Raw genomic sequence first — 18,605 nt, forward strand, 5'->3', positions numbered from 1 at the left:
ATGACGATGAACAAATATCTGCTTAAATAGGCAGAGCGGAATCTTATATCAAGAGAATCGTGGATTCCCCTCTTGATCAGGAACGGAACACCGTCCCTTTCCCTGCCATCCCGGCGAGGGATTATGGGTCAAGAGACTGGTCCCTTGAAGGTACATAGGGCAGATCCCTATGCCACCAAAGGGCTTAGTTGTGATACCAAGAAATAATTTTGAAACTAATTTACCTTAACACAAGAACTACTTAATTCTATTAAAACAGCCCCAGTAAAAACCGGGGCTAATGTTTCACTTATTTTGGGACATTTTCAAAAACGCTTGACAGCTTTTTTTTTATTTTTTTGAAAAAAATTGTAGAAACTTTGTCAAAGGCTCAGATAGAAGCTGCTCATCCCCCATTTTACAAGGGTTTGAGAGATCTATAGCTTATCCCCGTAATAGATGGAAAGGCAAAATTCTACTCCGAGTTTGAGCAGGGATAATCCTATCATGAGGAATCCGATCCAAATGGGAGCACCCAGACCGATGCATATCAGTGCGGCAATCATGAGGAGCCATTGCAGTACATTTCCCGATACAGCGGCAGCCTGGCGTCGTATCAGAATGTTCCGTTCGTCCTGGTCTTCGATTGTCCGCAGTTTTCGCATGGCAGGATCATGGCCTTCCAGGGCGTTTCGGATTGTAAAAATCAGACCGATAATAAAAATGCAGCTGCAGAATCCATGGAGCATAATATACAGATTCCGTGGAAGCAGCCCCATGGAATGAAAAGTAATTACAACCATGCTCAACAGAAAACCAGCCAGACATAGCAGTTTATAAAAACCGGATTTTGATTTCATGTGTTATCCTCCTCACATGTGAAATGGTGTTTGTTATTCCCTGACCCGCCGCCTGGTGTTCTGCGTACCAGAAGCGGGGACTGCTTAAGGATGTTCAAATAAAAATACATCTTCAATTGTCAGTCCGAAATAGTCTGCAATTTTATGGGCGAGCAGTATGGAGGGGTTATATCGTCCGTTTTCCAGTGAGCCGATGGTCTGTCTGGAAACCTCCAGTATTGCGGCCAGCTCTTCCTGGCTCATACCGCGCTCCCTTCTCAACTCTTCCAATCGATTTTTCATCTTCGAGTCCTCCAGATGGAAAGCTTGCTTTCCTTTTCTTTAGTATACTATGTTTGGAGGAAATGTCAAGTGAACTTTCCATCCTGTGTGACCGCCGCAACGGTAAAAAAGTCCCCGCCCACCACTCGGAGTGCAGAGAGCACTGAGTGGCAGGCGGGGACTTACAGAGTTGTCCGGATGCGAAACGAATGTCAAAGGTTGCTTTATGGAATTAAATCTGCGTGATCTGCTCCGACTTGAAAAATTCTGCAGTTGTCTCATAAATGTAGCTGTCGCCTATGGTGTGCAGAAGAATCACGTTCAGATGATCGTTCAGATTCTTCTTATCCAACAAAATGGCATCCAGCAGAACATCGGTCGGGAGTGCGCACTCAAAAGGCAGATGGTAGGAGATCAGAATAGATTTGATCTGCTCTGCGGTTCCCGGTGCGGTCAGCCCGCGCAGCTGTGCAAACCGGCAGATCTGGTACATGCCGATGGCAACAGCTTCTCCGTGGCTTTCCCGCTCATAGTGGAAATGCTGTTCAATGGTGTGGGCGAGTGTGTGCCCGAAATTCAGCAGCATGCGGCGGCCAGTGTCACGTTCATCCTCCTCCACAACGCGGCGTTTGCAGTCTACGCAGGTGTAGATGATGTTGGAGAGATAGTCCTCAAGGTCCTCGAAGGATCCACATTTTTCCAGAATTTTAAAAAGTTTCGCATCGGCGATGCAGCCATATTTGATAACTTCGCCCATTCCGTCGTTGATGAAGCGTTCTGGCAGGGTCTTTAAAACCAGCGGATCGATCAGTACCATATCCGGGTGATAGAAAGCGCCCACCAGGTTTTTGCCTTGTGGCAGATCCACCGCAACCTTGCCGCCGACGGAAGAATCTACCTGTGCGAGCAGTGAGGTTGGAATCTGAACCAGCTTGATGCCGCGCAGATAGGTGGCGGCCACGAATCCGGTGAGATCTCCCACCACGCCGCCGCCCAGTGCAATAATCAGGTCGCTGCGTGAAAGCTTTGCCTCCAACAGAGCACTGTAGACGCCCGGAAGCATGTCGAAGCTTTTGGAGGGCTCGCCGTGTGGCAGCACATAGTGCGAACACTGATATCGCCCTTCAAGCTGCGCAGTCAGAAGATCGCCGTAGAGCGGGTATACGTTATCGTCGGAGATGATCATGATCCGCTTGCCCTGAAATGCGTGTTCAATATAAGAACCGGCAGACTGCAGCAGGTTATTTTCAATATAAATCGGATAAGTTTTGTGAGCCAGTTTTACGTTTAATTCCATATTCTCCCTCATTTCTGTTATATAGAGTGATTGACAGATTTTAGTCACCTGATCTGTCTGATTAAGCAGGCTTACACTCCAGTGGTAAAGAGTGCTCGGCAGAGCACAGACGTCTGGGGCTATACCTGTTTCCCGACAACCGGGGCAATCTGTTTGATTGAGTTCAATACCATATCGTATTTTTTCGGTTTCAGTGACTGTGCGCCGTCGCAGAGTGCACATTCTGGATTGTTGTGAACCTCGATCATCAGTCCGTCGGCACCGGCTGCAACTGCGGCGATTGCCATCGGCTCAACAAGCCACCATTTTCCGCCTGCGTGGCTTGGATCCACGACGACCGGAAGATGCGTCAGTCTCTTGAGAACCGGGATGCTCTGCAGATCCAGTGTGTTGCGGGTGTAGGTCTCAAAGGTGCGGATTCCGCGCTCGCAGAGGATGACATTCTCGTTACCGGATGCCATGATGTATTCTGCGGACATAATCCATTCCTCATAGGTTGCGTTCAATCCCCGTTTTAAAAGAATCGGGCGGTCTACCTGTCCGAGTTGTTTTAACAGATCAAAGTTCTGCATGTTTCTAGCACCGATCTGGATCAGATCAACGCGCTCGTTAAATACGTCAAGATAGTTGGGGGACATCAGTTCGGTTACGACCGGAAGTCCGGTTGCCTCGCGGACAGCACATAAGATGTCAAGTCCTTCCATTCCGAGTCCCTGGAACGCGTAGGGGCTGGTTCTCGGCTTAAATGCACCTCCGCGCAGAAGGTTTGCGCCAGAAGCCTTGGCTGCCTGGGCAATCTCAAGCACCTGCTCGTAAGACTCCACAGAGCATGGACCGGCAATGAGAGCCAGATGGTCGCCGCCGATCTTAACCCCGGAGACATCCACGATGGAATCCTCAGGGTGGAATGCACGGTTGGCAAGTTTATAGGGCTCCTGTACGTGCATGACCTTGTCGACAGCCTCATTTACCTCGAAGAGTTTCGGGTCGATCATAGTGGTGTCGCCGATGCATCCGATGATAGTCATGTCCTGTCCTTCGACAATATGAGTGTCAAGCCCGCGGTCTTTGACCAGTTTGTCTACATGGGCGAGTTGTTCTTTTGTTGCATGTGGTTTTAATACAATAATCATAGTAAGTTCCTCCGTATAAGAACATCAGCCCATCTTAAATTTGCTCTCAGCAAATGGGCCAACGCAACATGTCAAGTTTTTCTGCAAAATCTTAACACAAATCATAGTCACACTGTAAAATTTTAGTTGTTTAAAGCGTTGAACTATTGCTAATAGTACAATGGTTTTGGGGAAATGTCAATACTTATAAAGGAAATGATAGACGATCATGAATAAGTAGTGAAATGGACAGTGAATATCCGCATTTACGTTTAATATGCCGCGGTCAAAAGGTACCCTGACTCCGAGATTATTATAATGAAAATATGGAATAAATTATAACGAAATATGCTGCAGAAGTCAAATTTTTCATACAAACACATTGACAACTGATATGTACTGTTGTATACTGTTTATACAACAGGAGGAGATGGAATGAAAATAATAATCAATAACTCTTCACAACAACCGATTTATGAACAGATTGTATCTCAGGTGAAATCACTAATTATAGAAGGAACGCTGAAGGAACATGACATTCTCCCGTCAGTCCGGGTGCTGTCGAAGGAGCTGAAGATCAGTGCCCTGACGGTGAAAAAGTCCTATGACAACCTGGAGGAGGAAGGATTTATCGTGACGGTACACGGCAAAGGGAGCTATGTGGCCAGCACGAACCGGGAGCTTTTGGCAGAAGAGTACCGCCGGGAGGTGGAGGCGGATCTGGAGCAGGTGATCGTGAAGGGAAGAAGCTGTGGACTCAGCGACGAGGAACTAAGAGAATTATTTGAGTTGATCATGGAGGGATAACAGATGATTGTGCAGATGAAAGATGTGAAGAAGCATTATAAACAGTTTGAGCTGGATTGTACGATGGAGATACAGAGCGGGCGGATCACCGGCCTGGTGGGACAGAACGGTGCGGGAAAGACGACGGCATTCAAAGCGGTGCTGGGACTGATCAGCACAGATGGCGGTGAGATTACCGTGCTGGGAAAGAACCCGTCAAAGCTGCTCCCGTCGGATAAGACAAGAATCGGTGTGGTTCTGTCAGACGGCGGATTTAATGAATATCTGACGGTGAAGAACGTGGCATCGGTCATGAGTGCCTTTTATCCGGATTTTGATAAAATGAATTTTCTGCAGAGATGTGACCGGTCTGGTCTTCAGCAGGATAAAAAGATCAAGGATTATTCATCCGGAATGAAGGCGAAGCTGAAGGTGCTGGCGGCCATGAGCCATGATACAGATCTTCTGGTTCTGGATGAGCCCACCGCCGGATTGGATGTAGTTGCGAGAGATGAGATTCTGGATATGCTCAGAGACTATATGATGGACGGCGAGAGGGGGATTTTGATCAGCTCCCACATCGCGACAGATTTGGAAGGAATCTGCGATGACTTCTATATGATCCACGAGGGAAAGATTGTTCTCCATGAAGAGACGGATGTGCTGCTCAGTGAATACGGAGTGCTGAAGGTGGATGAAGAGACTTATGCGAAGCTTGACAGGCAATACATTTCTCAGGTGAAGAAGGAGACATTTGGCTACAGATGTCTGACAAAGAATAAACAGTTCTATCTGGAAAATTATCCGGGAATTGTGGTAGAAAATGGCAATCTGGATGAAGTGATTCTGATGACGATCAAGGGGGAGAGAATATGAAAGGTTTATTGTTGAAGGATGTGATCATACTGAGAGAGCAGAAGATGCTGCTGGTGCTGATGCTGTTTATATCGGTAATGATGATGACAGAGAACAAGGGTGATATCAGCTTTGTGGCAGGCTATGTGATCCTGTTGTCCACGACGATTGCCACGAGCAGCATTTCTTACGATGATGCGGGGAAGGGTACGGCATTCCTTTTTACGATGCCCTGTACCAGAAGAATGTATGTGGTAGAAAAATATGTATATGGTGTTATGCTGAGTCTGGTCGGAGGAGCACTGGTCCTGGGAATTGGGTGCGTGGCCAGTCTGATGGCGAAGAGCACCATCCATGTGTCCTCGTATCTGGCGACTGTGGCAGGGTGTGAGTTCATCGGAATTGTGTTTATGTCAGTTATGCTTCCGCTTTTCCTGAAATACGGTCAGGAAAAGGGAAGGATTGTATTTATCGTAATGTTCTTTTCCATCTTCGGGCTGCTGATTCTGATCAACAAGACCGGAATTACCAAAAACGTGGATGTGAATCATTTTCTGGAAAATGCATTGAGTCCGGGCATTAGCTGGATTGTCATGATTGCGGTCAGTGCGGTGCTCCTGGTCGTGTCGATACTGGTCAGCATGCGGGTGATGGAAAAGAGAGAGTTTTAGTGCAAAAATAAGCAGTGGAAAACAGGTATATCAAATAGAGATCAGGGGCATACAAAAACGGTCGGTTTGCGTATGCCCCTGATCTCTATTTGATATATGCAGATACCGCTGACAAAGTCTGTTTTAGTTGATGACCTTATTCACAAAGTCAATAATTAACTGTGCGGTTCCGGCGATTCCGAGTGTACTGCTGTTGATTACCATATCTTTTCCGATATAGCTGCCCCACTTCCGGTCTGTATAGAGCTGGTAGTATGATTTGCGCTGGCGGTCGATCATCTTCAATATCTTCTCCGCAGCAGCCTCGGATTTGATGTCTTCTTCTTTCATGATGCGGGCAATGCGGGCAGCCTTGGGTGCCCAGATGAAAAAGTGATAGCAGTCCTCGGTGTCGGCAAGGACATAGTCAGAGCAGCGCCCGACAAATATGCAGGAGCCTTCCGATGCTTTTTCACGGATAATTTTAGCCTGTGTGAGGTACAGCTTGTCACTGACAGTGTTGAAATCGTAGCGATTGGCAAAATAAGGCTCAAAAAATGGATTGATGACACGCTCATCACCGTCCAACAGCTCGTTCTCCTCAATTCCCGTCTCTGATGAAGCAAGTGCCAGAATATTGCGGTCATAGAGCGGAATATCCAGCTGCTTGGCAATCAGCTCCGCGATGGCATGGCCGCCGCTGCCATATTCCCGTCCGATGGTAATAACAATTTTCTTATTATTCATAAAAAGACCTCCTTGTTTTTTCATAAAGCAGACGTAGCAAAACAGTTTCTTCTTACATCTATTCTAACACGAATAACAAGGACTAGCCACCGAAAAAGAAGTACAAAATTATAAAAAAATCAGAAACTATAGCAAAACCAAAAGTATGCGTTTATAATGTAGGATACCAGGATTCAAAGTCGATGCTTTTCATGCTTGCATGAAAAAGCATCGATTTGGAATCCGCAAAATATGAGAAAGGAGCCCGATAGGGCGGATTTCGAATATTTTATGGATAGCGTGAGCACGAAGTGCGGAGCAATCCATAGGTATCGCCAGGATTCAAAGTCGATGCATTTCATGCAAGCGTAAAAAAGCATCGATTTGGAATCCGCAAAATATGAGAAAGGAATGGGAAAGAATATGAAGATAGGTTTTATAGGCTGCGGCAATATGGCAAAGGCCATGATTGGCGGAGTGATCAAAAATAAAGTGGTTGAGGCGGGGGACATCCTTGTATCTGCAGCCTCCCAGCGCACGCTGGAGACTGTGTCGGAAGAACTGAAGGTCAATACGACGCTGAATAACGCCGAGGTGGCAGAAAAGTCAGATGTACTGGTTCTGGCCGTGAAGCCTTACCTCTATGAAAAAGTTATCAAAGAGATTGCATCGAAGATGGATGAGAAAAAGCTGGTCATTTCCATCGCGCCAGGGAAGACGCTGGAGTGGTTGCAGGAGCAGTTCGGTGGTATGCTGAAAGTGAAGCTGGTTCGCACCATGCCGAACACACCGGCACTCGTAGGTGAGGGCATGACAGGAGTCTGCTACAACGAATATGTGACGGAGAATGACCGGGAGGCAGCTGGCAGAATCTTTGATGGCTTTGGAAAATACGAAGTGGTGGCGGAGAGCATGATGGATGCGGTGGTCTCAGTCAGTGGTAGTTCGCCCGCGTATGTGTTCATGTTTATTGAGGCCATGGCGGACGCAGCGGTGGCGGATGGGATGCCGAGAGCGCAGGCGTACAAGTTTGCGGCACAGTCGGTTCTGGGCAGCGCTCGGATGGTGCTGGAGCTCGGAAAGCATCCAGGTGAGCTGAAGGACATGGTATGTTCACCGGGCGGCACGACCATCGAGGCAGTGCGTGTGCTGGAAGAGCGAGGAATGCGCAGTGCGGTGATCGAAGCGATGAAAGCGTGCACAGATAAAGCAAGAGGTGTGTAGAGCGATAGTAAGAAGTATGCCGGGAGCTGGGGCATGCGGGGAAACAGCAAGAAGTATGCCGGGAGCTGGGGCATGCGGGGAAACAGCAAGAAGCATGCCGGGAGCTGGGGCATGCAGGAAAATAGTGAGAAGCATATAGCGCGATAGCGGGGAGGCGTATTATGAAGATTCAGGGACTGCAGAAATTAACATTGCTGGACTATCCGGGACAGGTGGCCTGTACGATATTTACGGCGGGCTGCAATTTCCGGTGTCCATTTTGCCATAACGCGTCGCTGGTGACCCATGTGGATGACAGTCTGTGCATTTCCGAGGAGGAGATCGTACACTTTCTGCGAAAACGGCAGGGCATATTGGACGGGGTGTGCATCAGCGGGGGGGAACCGCTGATGCAGCCGGATATTATGGAGTTTGCCGCGCAGGTCAAGGAACTGGGGTACGCCGTGAAGCTGGATACCAACGGCAGTTTTCCGGTGCGGCTGGCGCAGCTTGTGGAGGCGCAGCTTGTGGATTATGTGGCTATGGATATCAAGAACGCTCCGGACAGCTATGGGAAGACGATTGGAATCGAGAGATACGATATCGCTCCGGTTCTTCAGAGTGTGGACATTCTGATGAATGGGAGCGTGCCGTTTGAATTTCGCACCACGGTGGTACGGGAACTTCATCAGCGTTCGGATTTTGCGGCAATCGGCCGATGGATCAAGGGCGGGGAGCCATATTTTTTACAGAACTTTCAAGATTCCGGCGATCTGATCCAAAGTGGTCTGCATGATTATTCTAAAGAAATTTTGGAGCAGGCAGCAGAAATAATTCGAAAAAATGTGCCAAACGTTGAATTACGGGGCGTTGACTGAGGTTTGGCGCCGTTGGCACAAAAAGATAACAGATAGCAGAGGAAATAGAGCGAATTTTCTGACAAATCCGCAAACCCTTGAAAACAGGGCGTTTCAACACAATAACAACATCTAGTTGATTGGAAAGATGGCAATCACTAGATGTTGTTATTTTTGTTGACAACAGAGCAGCGCGATGATACAATGATATCAACGCCCGCATCGAGAGAGATGACGGGCACTCATATTCTGATTTTATGAAATATTCCCGTTTGTCAGGACAGATGTGGGATATTTATAAAGAAAACAGCAGAGCGGTTTTCAAAAAAATCCACTTTGCAAAAATATAGGATAAGAGTGAACGTAGCAACTATATTTACGGTAAGATTCAGATGGGGAGGTCATCGCAGGTATGTATCAGGTTACGAAAAGAGACGGAAAAATCGCAGACTTTAATTTGTCTAAAATCAGCAAAGCAATCAGTCAGGCATTTGACGCGCAGGAGAAGGATTATCATCCGGATATTATTGATCTGCTCGCATTGAAGGTGACGGCAGACTTTGAGCCGAAGATCAAGGACAAAAGGATTCAGGTGGAGGATATTCAGGACAGCGTGGAGTCAGTGCTGGTGCAGGCTGGCTATTCAGATGTGGCAAAGGGGTACATTTTATACAGAAAACAGAGAGAGAAGATTCGGAATCTGAAGTCTACTGTGCTGGATTACAAGGAGATCGTTGACAGCTATGTCAAGGTGACGGACTGGCGTGTGAAGGAAAATTCCACGGTCACATATTCTGTGGGTGGGCTGATTCTGAGCAATTCCGGTGCGATTACCGCCAATTACTGGTTGTCCGAGATTTATGACGATGAGATCTGCAAGGCACACCGGGATGCGGACGTTCACATTCATGATCTGTCCATGCTGACCGGATACTGCGCAGGGTGGTCTCTGAAGCAGCTGATCCAGGAGGGATTGGGCGGAGTTCCGGGAAGGATTTCCTCTGCACCGGCCAAACATCTGAGCGTGCTCTGCAACCAGATGGTCAATTTCCTTGGCATTATGCAGAATGAATGGGCGGGAGCGCAGGCGTTCTCTTCATTTGACACCTATCTTGCACCGTTTGTGAAGTACGATCATCTGTCCTATCCGGAGGTGAAAAAGTGCATTGAATCCTTTATCTACGGCGTGAACATTCCGTCACGGTGGGGCACACAGGCGCCATTTTCCAACATTACCCTGGACTGGGTTGTGCCAAATGACCTGAAAAATCTTCCGGCCATTATCGCCGGCGAGGAACAGGATTTCACTTACGGAGACTGCAAGGAAGAGATGGATATGATCAACAAAGCGTTCATCGAGGTTATGATTGAGGGAGATGCCAATGGACGCGGATTCCAATATCCGATTCCGACCTACTCCATTACGAAGGATTTTGACTGGTCAGATACTGAGAACAATCAGCTGTTGTTTGAGATGACATCAAAGTACGGTACACCTTATTTCTCAAATTATATCAACAGTGATATGGAGCCGAGCGATGTGCGGAGCATGTGCTGCAGACTGCGCCTGGATCTCCGTGAACTCCGCAAAAAATCAGGTGGCTTCTTCGGGAGTGGAGAGAGCACAGGCTCCGTGGGCGTGGTGACGATCAACATGCCGAGAATCGCATATCTTGCACATAACGAAGCCGATTTTTATAAGAGACTGGATCGTATGATGGACATTTCCGCGCGCTCACTGCACACGAAGCGGACGGTCATCTCCAAGCTTCTCGATGAAGGGCTGTATCCGTATACAAAGCATTACCTTGGGTCCTTTGATAATCATTTTTCTACCATCGGACTGATTGGAATGAATGAGGCAGGCCTGAACGCCAAATGGATCGGAAAGGACATGACTGCGCCGGAGACACAGCAGTTCTCGAGAGAGGTGCTGGATCATATGCGTGAGCGCCTGTCTGATTATCAGGAAGAGTACGGCGATCTTTACAATCTGGAGGCAACACCGGCAGAGTCCACGACTTATCGTCTGGCTAAGCATGATGTGGCACAGTTCCCGGATATCATCACAGCGGCGGAGGACTGCGGAACTCCGTACTACACGAACAGTTCGCATCTGCCGGTTGGCTACACCGAGGATATCTTCGACGCACTGGATGTGCAGGATGAGCTGCAGACGCGTTATACATCAGGTACCGTGTTCCACGCATTTTTAGGAGAGAAACTTCCGACCTGGAAGGCGGCGGCATCACTCGTGAGAAAGATTGCGGAAAATTATAAGCTTCCGTATTACACGCTGTCACCGACTTACTCTATCTGTAAGGACCACGGATATATTTCCGGGGAGCAGTATACCTGCCCGATTTGCGGGGAGAAGACTGAGGTTTACAGCCGAATCACCGGGTACTACCGTCCGGTTCAGAACTGGAATGACGGAAAGGCACAGGAGTTCAAGGAACGAAAGGTGTATGACATATCCCACTCGCATCTGAAGGCGAAATCCGCGGCAGCGGAGGAGACCGAGACCAAAGAACACGTGGCGGAGGAGCAGACAAAAACATTCTTGTTTACGACAAAGACATGTCCGAATTGCAGGATCGCGAAGGGGATGCTGGAGAAGGCAAATATCGCCTACGAGTTGATTGACGCGGAGGAAAACGCAGAGCTTGTGGAGCGGTACGGTGTGAGACAGGCGCCGACTCTGATTATTGTTGGTCAGGATGGTGTGAAAAAAGTTGCCAATGCATCGAATATAAAAGAGTATACACAGCAACAATAAGAGTGAGCGGGAGGTGGTCAGATGCCTTCCGCTTTTTACAGATAAAAGTAGTCAATCGGACAGCAAATGCTATAGACAGCGTAGAAAATGGAGGAGATAAGTATGTATGATATCGGAATTATCGGAGGTGGAACGGCCGGAATGACCGCAGCGATTTACGGAGCGCGGGCAGGAAAGAGAGTTCTTATCATCGAAGCGATGAATTATGGTGGCCAGATCACGGCTTCTCCCAAGGTGGAAAACTACCCGGGAATCGCGAGCATGAGCGGAAGTGAATTTGCGACGAATCTGTTGGATCAGGCCATGAACCTGGGGGCGGAGACGGAGTTGGAGCAGGTGACGGGAATCCGAAGTGAGGAGGAAGGCATCCAGGTGATTGAGACCACCGGAAAGGAATATCCCTGCCGGACGGTGATCATCGCCACCGGAGTGACTCACAGACATCTGGGAGTTCCAGGGGAGGAGCGGCTGACAGGGGCCGGTGTCTCCTACTGTGCCACTTGTGACGGGGCATTTTTCAAGGGAAAGGAAGTTGCGGTTGTGGGCGGAGGGAACACGGCACTGCAGGATGCGGCCTTTCTCTCGAATTACTGCAGCAAGGTGTATGTGATCCACCGCAGAGAAGCATTCCGCGGGGAGCAGGGGCTGGTGAAGCCGCTGGAGGCAAAGGCGAATGTAGAGTTTGTGCTGAATGCTGTGGTGAAAGAAATCCGGGGAGATCAGATGGTGGATGCGCTGCTTTTAAGCGATCGGAAAAAGGAACAGGAGTTTGAACGGAAGGTAGAGGGTGTGTTTATTGCCGTCGGACAAATTCCGCAAAATGAGGTGTTTCAGGATATTGTGAAGCTGGATGAGGCCGGGTTTATTCTTGCGGCGGAGGACTGCGTGACATCCCGGCCGGGGGTGTTTGCCGCCGGGGACTGCAGGAAAAAAGAGGTGAGACAGCTCACGACCGCGACCGCGGACGGCGCAGTTGCGGCGCTTGCAGCATGCCGGTATATAGAGGAGCAGTGCCATTAAAGTCTGTGCTTTGTACGGAGAGATACCGTGCAGGTGACAAGGGAACTTCCCGTGCGGCGTTACACATAAAAAACACAGAATGGATATTTTCTCTTCAAATTCCTTCGATACAATACCTAAGAATTATAATTTAATCTCATCAAGGAAGTCTCCCACTTCAAGTGTGAAGAACACTAAGTGGTGGGTGGGGACTTGCTTGTGTCAGTAGGAGTTCAAGCGCCTGCTGACAAGCAGCGTAGCTGCTATGAGGTTATGAGCAAGTAGCAAAGCGGATTGCGAATATCCGTTTTGACCATTTGGCGGGCAGTACAGCGGATTGAAAACTCCGTGCTGATTACATGAAAGGGTGGTTAGATGAAAAAAAGGGTATTGTATTTTTTGATGACAATGGTTTTTGCCGTTGGGATGGCAAGCGGGTGTTCTAAGACTTCATCTGCGGAGGAGACAACTTTATACGGGAAGGTGACAGCGGTCGATGGCAAGAAGATTACGATTGCATTGGCAGAGGAGCCAACGCAGGGAGAGAAGCCGGAGGGAGAGGCACCGGGCGGGGATGGCTCGGGTGAAGCACCGGAGAAACCGGACGACAGCACAGCAGGTTCCGGCGTCGAAGCTCCGGAGGGAGACGGTCAGCCGGGCGGCGGTCCGGAGCTCACACTGACGGGGGAGGATAAGACGATCACCATCACGGATGATACGGAAATCAAGAAACAGTCCATGGGCGGAGGTCAGGCACCGGGCAGCGACGAGGCTGGGACAGAGCCCTCAGATTCCAGCACAGACAGTGAAAAACCGGAAGGCCAGCCCTCCGGCGATATGGAGCAGCAGACGGAGGACGCAGCCATCGATGACATTATCGAAGGTGTCATCGTAACGGTGACGATGAAAAATGATACCGCAGCATCCATCACAATCCAGGGCGGTGGAGCAAATGATGGAGCCGGCGGTACGGATGGCACGACTACAGGAAACATCGAACTGACGGGAGTGTACACGGTGAACGGAACAAGCGAAGCGTCTGACAAAGAGACCTTCGAATCCGCGAAGGAAAATGAGAGTGCAGTGCTGGTATCCAACGGCGGTGCACTTACCATGACAAATGGAATCCTGGACAAGTCCGGAGATACAAGCAGTGCGGATGAAAGCAATTTTTATGGATTAAACGCAGTCTTTGCGGTAACCAGCGGAAGTGAGGCCAGTGTCAGTGATACGACACTGGCTTCTGGTGCTGAGGGTGCGAATGCAATCTTTGCAACCGGGGAAAAGGCCCAGATTCATGTGGAAAATGTTAACATTAATACGATCTCCAACTCATCCAGAGGGCTGGATGCCACATACGGCGGCTCCATTGATGCCACGGATGTGACCATCGCGACCGCTGGTGACCACAGTGCACCAATCGCCACAGACCGCGGCGGCGGAACTGTTACCGTGGACGGCGGAACCTTAAATGCGGCGGGGGACGGAAGTCCCTGCATCTACTCGACCGGGGATATCACAGCCAGGAATGTGACCGGGACAGCAACCGGAAGTCAGGCATTGGTTGTGGAAGGGAAAAACAGGGTCACGCTGAAAAAATCCACGCTGACCGGTGCGGGGGAGAATGGGCTGATGCTCTATCAGAGTACATCCGGTGATGCACAGGAGGGGAAAGCAGAACTCACAGCCGGGGATTCCACTATTTCCACGACATCCGACGGTCCCATGATCTACGTGACCAACACAGATGCGCAGGCGACATTTGAGAACACAAAATTAAAGTTTGAAAGCGGAACGCTGGTAAAAGTATCTGGAAACAATACGAATAACTGGGGTACCGTGGGCAGCAATGGCGGCAACTTTATTCTGAATGGAAAAAATCAGAAATTCGAGGGTGCGGTTACCTGTGACGGTATCAGTACCGTGACGCTGAATCTGGCAGAAAAAACTGCCTACAAAGGTGCAGTCAATGCAGACAATGCCGGAAAAGAAGTCCATGTAGCACTGGATAAGGACTCCACACTGGAGCTGACAGGAGATTCCCATGTGACGACCTTGACCGATGAGGATGAAACCTGCAGCAACATTATATCGAACGGCCATACGCTTTATTACAATGCGTCGGACAGCGAGAATGAATGGCTGGGAGCAAAGACACTCACCCTGAGTGATGGTGGAAAAATTGCACCGGCAGCATAAGAAAATCGTTTGAGGCTGCGCATGGACCCGCCCGGCAGGAGTTCTATCCCGGGACAGACACATTTCACAGGAAAAGGCGTATGATAACAGTGAGGAAGTATCCATTTAGGCATGGAGAACTGGCGGTGAATGATATGCGGATGTGTGAATTGCGTGAAAAAGAAGTGATCAATACCTGTGACTGCAAGCGTCTGGGCTGTGTGGTTGACATTGAGTTTGATTCCTGCAGTGGTCAGATTGAGGCAATCATAGTCCCGGGACCGGGAAAAATCTGCGGTTTTCTGGCGGCGGACAGCGAGTACGTCATACCATTTGCCTGTATTTGCAAAATCGGCCCGGATATCATTCTTGTGGAAATCCGAGAGGAGAAGTTCCTGAAAAAATGCAGCTGACAGGCGAGGAAAAAAGTTTTGCAAAAGTCGGGGATATTGTGTATAATAAACCGTATGTAAATTGTCTGATGAAGAGCGAGAGAAAGGCGGAAAACAGATGAGATGTCCCTATTGTGGTTACCCGGATACCAGAGTGATTGATTCCAGACCAGCCGAAGACAGAAGTTCCATCCGCAGAAGACGTTCCTGCGATGAGTGTGGAAAACGTTTTACAACATATGAAAAGGTTGAGACGATTCCAGTGATCGTGATAAAAAAAGACAACAACCGAGAGCAGTATGACCGTGCCAAGATCGAGGCCGGAGTTCTCAGGGCCTGCTACAAGAGGCCGGTATCGGCGGCGGATATTCAGAAGGTGGTCGAGGCGGTAGAAATCGAAGTGTTTAACCGTGAGGAGAAAGAGATCCCGAGCAGCGAAATCGGAGAGATCGTCATGGACAAACTGAAGGACCTGGATCCGGTTGCGTATGTGAGATTTGCATCGGTGTACAGAGAATTTAAGGACGTGAATACGTTCATGTCGGAACTGAAAAAGATTTTAGACAAATAGCAAGGGGCTTTCCCTTGCTGTTTTTGAACATCCGCTTTACTGTAATGTAAGCTGAGATGTTAGGGAAAGGAGCCGGAATATGAGAACATACAAGTTAACCATAGCATATGACGGATCCCGTTTCAGAGGCTGGCAGCGTCAGCCGGATACGGACCTGACCATTCAGGGGATACTGGAGCGAATTATATCGGGGCAGGTCGGCTATGAGGTGGAGGTGAACGGCTCCGGCAGAACGGATGCAGGAGTGCACGCATCCGGGCAGACTGCAAGCATCGTGCTGGCCGGACAGATTGAAGAACTTCGGTTCCGCGGGGAATTGAACCGACAGCTTCCGGAGGATATTCGAGTTCTGGATGTGCAGTTGGTGAAAAACGGATTCCACGCCAGATACAAGGCGAAAGGAAAGCATTACATTTATACCATAGACAGAGGCGAGCGGCCGGATGTGTTTACCCGGAAGTATGCGTGGCATTTTCCAGACAAGCTGGATGTGGAGCAGATGCGGTGTGCGGCGAAGGCATTGACCGGACTTCATGACTTTACCAGTTTTACAGACCGGGATGACGAGAAGTCAAAGGTGCGGAAAGTATATCGTATTGATATAGAAGAAACGGGGTCAAAACTGATGATTCACTATGAGGGAACCGGCTTTTTGTACCATATGGTGCGGATTCTGACGGGAACGCTTCTGGATGTCGGAACCGGCCGGGTCAAACCGGAGGAGATTAGGGCGATTCTTGAGGCAGAGGACAGACAGCGCGCGGGACAGCTTGCGCCGGCACTGGGGCTGTGTCTCAGGGAAGTGTATTACAATAAAGAACGATAGAGGGAGAATGCAGATGAAATTAATATCATGGAATGTAAACGGAATCCGTGCCTGCGTGCAGAAAGGATTTCTTGATTTTTTTAAGGAGGCGGATGCAGATATCTTCTGTATTCAGGAGAGCAAGATGCAGGAGGGACAGCTGGAACTGGAGCTTCCCGGATATCACCAGTACTGGAATTATGCGGTGAAAAAGGGGTATTCTGGAACCGGAATCTTTACAAAGCAGGAACCCCTCTCGGTGAACTATGGAATCGGGATCGAGGAGCATGATCAGGAAGGGCGCGTAATCACATTGGAGTTTGAGGACTTTTATTTTATCACCGTCTATACGCCGAACTCCCAGACCGAGCTCAAGAGACTGGACTACAGAATGCAGTGGGAGCAGGATTTCCTGGCGTATTTGAAGAAGCTGGAGGAGAAGAAGCCGGTGGTGTTCTGCGGGGATCTGAACGTGGCACACACGGAAATCGATCTGAAGAACCCGAAGACAAACAGGAAGAATGCCGGATTTACGGATGAGGAGCGCGCAAAGTTCACAGAACTTCTGGAGGCCGGATTCATTGACACCTATCGTTACTTTTATCCGGACACGGAAGGGGTATACTCCTGGTGGTCTTACCGGTTTAGTGCCCGGGCCAAGAATGCAGGGTGGAGAATCGACTATTTCTGTGTATCCGAATGTATGAAGGACAGGCTGGCAGACGCGAAGATTCTGACGGACGTGCTGGGATCGGACCACTGCCCGGTGGAACTGGACATAAAATAAATAATCCGTAGGTATCAAGGGTCAAAATACCTTTTGCCCCTTACATCATTAAATGTAAAGCGGACATTCGCATTCCCCCACTTAGTGCTCTATGCACTTGAAGTGGGGGAATGCTTACAGATGTTCATATTGAGAAGATAAACACATTATGCGGTGTTGCAGTTGACAATTTGAAATTTCGCGGTAAGATAATAATAGACTTTTTGCGGAAAAGTGAAAAAATATTGACAACAGGTATTGAGTGAAAGAAAAGAGGCAATAACATGACAAAAATAGACATTATTTCAGGATTTCTGGGTGCAGGAAAGACAACTCTGATCAAGAAACTGCTTGAAGAAGCGTTTACCGGTGAACAGGTGGTTCTGATTGAGAATGAATTTGGTGAGATAGGGATTGATGGAGGATTTCTGAAGGATTCAGGGATCGAGATCAAGGAGATGAACTCCGGCTGTATCTGCTGTTCACTGGTGGGAGATTTTGGGAAATCTCTTCAGGAAGTGGTGGATACGTATCACCCGGACCGTATTCTGATCGAGCCATCCGGAGTTGGAAAACTCTCAGACGTTATGAAAGCGGTAAAGGATGTTCAGGATCAGGTGGATATTCAGATTAACAGCTTCTCGACTGTAGTGGATGTGAGTAAATGCAAATTATATATGAACAATTTCGGGGAGTTCTTCAGCAACCAGATCGAGTATGCCGGAGCAATCATCCTGAGCAGAACCGACAAGGCTGCGGTGGAGAAAACGAATGCCAGTGTGGCAATGCTCAGAGAGCTAAACGCGAAAGCGCCGATCATCACAACTCCGATTGCGCAGTTAGACGGCAAAAAGCTTCTGGAGACGATGGAGCACAGCAAATCTCTTGAGGAAGAGCTGATGTCCGAGGCGATATGCCCGGAATGCGGGGAGGTGCATGATCATGACTGCGGATGTGGCCATGACCACCATGAGGACCACGATCACGAAGGACATGCGCACCACCATGAGGACCACGATCACGAAGGACATGCGCACAATCATGAGGACCACGATCACGAGGGCCATGCGCACAATCATGAAGATCACGATCACGAAGGACATGCGCACAATCATGAGGATCACGATCACGAAGGTCATGGGCACCACGATCATGAAGGACACGACCATGACTGCGGCTGTGGACATGATCACCACCACGAACATGACTGCGGCTGCGGCCACGACCATGCGCACGGCCATCACCATGCAGACGACGTGTTCACAAGCTGGGGAAGAGAGACCATCAAAAAATATACGCAGGACGGCATCGCGCATATTCTGGAAACGCTGGAATCCGACAAAGCCTATGGCAATATTCTGCGTGCAAAGGGTATGGTAGAAGGCGAGGACGGAACGTGGATCTACTTTGATATGGTACCGGGTGAACATGAAGTGAGAACCGGCTCTCCGGAATACACGGGAAGATTATGTGTGATCGGTGCGGAGCTGGATGAAAGTAAAATTGCAGATTTATTTGAGGTGTAAGAG

Annotated in this window: 18 protein-coding genes; 13 read left to right on the forward strand and 5 right to left on the reverse strand. The window is 49.0% G+C overall.

What is annotated here, in order from left to right:
• Nucleotides 1–416: 416 nt before the first annotated feature.
• The 4 genes from BUB85_RS03530 to aroF form a co-directional block, all read right to left on the reverse strand.
• Nucleotides 417–839, reverse strand: a complete 423-nt coding sequence (locus BUB85_RS03530; protein WP_073105180.1) for a hypothetical protein — start codon at nt 837–839, stop codon at nt 417–419.
• An 84-nt stretch (nt 840–923) separates the two neighbouring features.
• Nucleotides 924–1,121, reverse strand: a complete 198-nt coding sequence (locus BUB85_RS03535) for a helix-turn-helix transcriptional regulator (RefSeq protein WP_073105183.1) — start codon at nt 1,119–1,121, stop codon at nt 924–926.
• Nucleotides 1,122–1,332: 211 nt separating this feature from the next.
• Complete coding sequence (aroB, locus tag BUB85_RS03540; protein WP_073105185.1) at nt 1,333–2,397, reverse strand: 3-dehydroquinate synthase; 1,065 nt, start codon at nt 2,395–2,397, stop codon at nt 1,333–1,335.
• A 119-nt stretch (nt 2,398–2,516) separates the two neighbouring features.
• On the reverse strand, nt 2,517–3,530 hold the full coding sequence (gene aroF / locus BUB85_RS03545) for a 3-deoxy-7-phosphoheptulonate synthase (protein WP_073105192.1): 1,014 nt from the start codon (nt 3,528–3,530) through the stop codon (nt 2,517–2,519).
• Nucleotides 3,531–3,944: 414 nt separating this feature from the next.
• Between aroF and BUB85_RS03550 the strand changes: the two genes are divergently transcribed.
• From BUB85_RS03550 to BUB85_RS03560, 3 genes are read left to right on the forward strand one after another with little or no spacing between them, the layout of a single operon-like run.
• Nucleotides 3,945–4,316 carry a GntR family transcriptional regulator gene (locus BUB85_RS03550; RefSeq protein ID WP_073105199.1) on the forward strand — a complete coding sequence of 124 codons (372 nt, stop codon included), beginning with the start codon at nt 3,945–3,947 and terminating at the stop codon, nt 4,314–4,316.
• A gap of 6 nt (nt 4,317–4,322) precedes the next feature.
• On the forward strand, nt 4,323–5,171 hold the full coding sequence (locus tag BUB85_RS03555; protein ID WP_073105517.1) for an ABC transporter ATP-binding protein: 849 nt from the start codon (nt 4,323–4,325) through the stop codon (nt 5,169–5,171).
• On the forward strand, nt 5,168–5,821 hold the full coding sequence (locus tag BUB85_RS03560; RefSeq protein WP_073105203.1) for an ABC-2 transporter permease: 654 nt from the start codon (nt 5,168–5,170) through the stop codon (nt 5,819–5,821). The genes BUB85_RS03555 and BUB85_RS03560 overlap by 4 nt, the downstream gene beginning before the upstream one ends.
• A gap of 123 nt (nt 5,822–5,944) precedes the next feature.
• On the opposite strand, the gene BUB85_RS03565 is transcribed toward BUB85_RS03560, so the two are convergent.
• Nucleotides 5,945–6,547, reverse strand: a complete 603-nt coding sequence (locus BUB85_RS03565) for a cytidylate kinase-like family protein (protein ID WP_073105209.1) — start codon at nt 6,545–6,547, stop codon at nt 5,945–5,947.
• A 402-nt stretch (nt 6,548–6,949) separates the two neighbouring features.
• On the opposite strand from BUB85_RS03565, the gene proC reads away from it, so the two are divergent.
• From proC to BUB85_RS03615, 10 genes are all read left to right on the forward strand, one after another.
• Nucleotides 6,950–7,750 (forward strand): pyrroline-5-carboxylate reductase, encoded by an 801-nt coding sequence (gene proC, locus BUB85_RS03570; protein WP_073105522.1) that lies wholly within the window; start codon nt 6,950–6,952, stop codon nt 7,748–7,750.
• Between the two features lie 161 nt (nt 7,751–7,911).
• Entirely contained in the window at nt 7,912–8,607 is a 696-nt protein-coding gene (locus tag BUB85_RS03575; protein ID WP_073105227.1) for an anaerobic ribonucleoside-triphosphate reductase activating protein, read from the forward strand.
• A gap of 391 nt (nt 8,608–8,998) precedes the next feature.
• Entirely contained in the window at nt 8,999–11,365 is a 2,367-nt protein-coding gene (locus BUB85_RS03580) for a ribonucleoside triphosphate reductase (RefSeq protein WP_073105233.1), read from the forward strand.
• A gap of 102 nt (nt 11,366–11,467) precedes the next feature.
• Nucleotides 11,468–12,385: a thioredoxin-disulfide reductase gene (trxB, locus tag BUB85_RS03585; protein WP_073105238.1), complete on the forward strand. Its 918-nt coding sequence runs from the start codon at nt 11,468–11,470 to the stop codon at nt 12,383–12,385.
• A gap of 354 nt (nt 12,386–12,739) precedes the next feature.
• A complete protein-coding gene (locus BUB85_RS03590; protein ID WP_073105245.1) occupies nt 12,740–14,563 on the forward strand; it encodes an ICP22 family protein in 1,824 nt (607 codons plus the stop codon).
• Nucleotides 14,564–14,697: 134 nt separating this feature from the next.
• Nucleotides 14,698–14,955, forward strand: a complete 258-nt coding sequence (locus tag BUB85_RS03595) for a PRC-barrel domain-containing protein (RefSeq protein ID WP_073105527.1) — start codon at nt 14,698–14,700, stop codon at nt 14,953–14,955.
• Nucleotides 14,956–15,052: 97 nt separating this feature from the next.
• Nucleotides 15,053–15,505: a transcriptional regulator NrdR gene (gene nrdR, locus BUB85_RS03600; RefSeq protein ID WP_073105248.1), complete on the forward strand. Its 453-nt coding sequence runs from the start codon at nt 15,053–15,055 to the stop codon at nt 15,503–15,505.
• A gap of 79 nt (nt 15,506–15,584) precedes the next feature.
• On the forward strand, nt 15,585–16,331 hold the full coding sequence (truA, locus tag BUB85_RS03605) for a tRNA pseudouridine(38-40) synthase TruA (protein ID WP_073105251.1): 747 nt from the start codon (nt 15,585–15,587) through the stop codon (nt 16,329–16,331).
• 13 nt (nt 16,332–16,344) lie between these two features.
• Nucleotides 16,345–17,097, forward strand: a complete 753-nt coding sequence (locus BUB85_RS03610) for an exodeoxyribonuclease III (RefSeq protein WP_073105252.1) — start codon at nt 16,345–16,347, stop codon at nt 17,095–17,097.
• Between the two features lie 263 nt (nt 17,098–17,360).
• Nucleotides 17,361–18,602, forward strand: a complete 1,242-nt coding sequence (locus tag BUB85_RS03615; RefSeq protein WP_073105255.1) for a CobW family GTP-binding protein — start codon at nt 17,361–17,363, stop codon at nt 18,600–18,602.
• Nucleotides 18,603–18,605: the final 3 nt, after the last annotated feature.

This window comes from Hespellia stercorisuis DSM 15480 (assembly GCF_900142165.1).
Classification (GTDB): domain Bacteria; phylum Bacillota; class Clostridia; order Lachnospirales; family Lachnospiraceae; genus Hespellia; species Hespellia stercorisuis.

Excerpts from the sequence above, each read along its gene's own strand:
- aroB (WP_073105185.1), bottom strand. The coding sequence starts at position 2,397 with ATGGAATTAAACGTAAAACTGGCTCACAAAACTTATCCGATTTATATT.
- BUB85_RS03615 (WP_073105255.1), top strand. The coding sequence starts at position 17,361 with ATGACAAAAATAGACATTATTTCAGGATTTCTGGGTGCAGGAAAGACA.
- aroF (WP_073105192.1), bottom strand. The coding sequence starts at position 3,530 with ATGATTATTGTATTAAAACCACATGCAACAAAAGAACAACTCGCCCAT.
- BUB85_RS03535 (WP_073105183.1), bottom strand. The coding sequence starts at position 1,121 with ATGAAAAATCGATTGGAAGAGTTGAGAAGGGAGCGCGGTATGAGCCAG.
- truA (WP_073105251.1), top strand. The coding sequence starts at position 15,585 with ATGAGAACATACAAGTTAACCATAGCATATGACGGATCCCGTTTCAGA.
- BUB85_RS03590 (WP_073105245.1), top strand. The coding sequence starts at position 12,740 with ATGAAAAAAAGGGTATTGTATTTTTTGATGACAATGGTTTTTGCCGTT.
- nrdR (WP_073105248.1), top strand. The coding sequence starts at position 15,053 with ATGAGATGTCCCTATTGTGGTTACCCGGATACCAGAGTGATTGATTCC.
- BUB85_RS03565 (WP_073105209.1), bottom strand. The coding sequence starts at position 6,547 with ATGAATAATAAGAAAATTGTTATTACCATCGGACGGGAATATGGCAGC.
- BUB85_RS03610 (WP_073105252.1), top strand. The coding sequence starts at position 16,345 with ATGAAATTAATATCATGGAATGTAAACGGAATCCGTGCCTGCGTGCAG.
- BUB85_RS03530 (WP_073105180.1), bottom strand. The coding sequence starts at position 839 with ATGAAATCAAAATCCGGTTTTTATAAACTGCTATGTCTGGCTGGTTTT.
- BUB85_RS03560 (WP_073105203.1), top strand. The coding sequence starts at position 5,168 with ATGAAAGGTTTATTGTTGAAGGATGTGATCATACTGAGAGAGCAGAAG.
- proC (WP_073105522.1), top strand. The coding sequence starts at position 6,950 with ATGAAGATAGGTTTTATAGGCTGCGGCAATATGGCAAAGGCCATGATT.
- BUB85_RS03575 (WP_073105227.1), top strand. The coding sequence starts at position 7,912 with ATGAAGATTCAGGGACTGCAGAAATTAACATTGCTGGACTATCCGGGA.
- BUB85_RS03550 (WP_073105199.1), top strand. The coding sequence starts at position 3,945 with ATGAAAATAATAATCAATAACTCTTCACAACAACCGATTTATGAACAG.
- trxB (WP_073105238.1), top strand. The coding sequence starts at position 11,468 with ATGTATGATATCGGAATTATCGGAGGTGGAACGGCCGGAATGACCGCA.
- BUB85_RS03580 (WP_073105233.1), top strand. The coding sequence starts at position 8,999 with ATGTATCAGGTTACGAAAAGAGACGGAAAAATCGCAGACTTTAATTTG.
- BUB85_RS03595 (WP_073105527.1), top strand. The coding sequence starts at position 14,698 with ATGCGGATGTGTGAATTGCGTGAAAAAGAAGTGATCAATACCTGTGAC.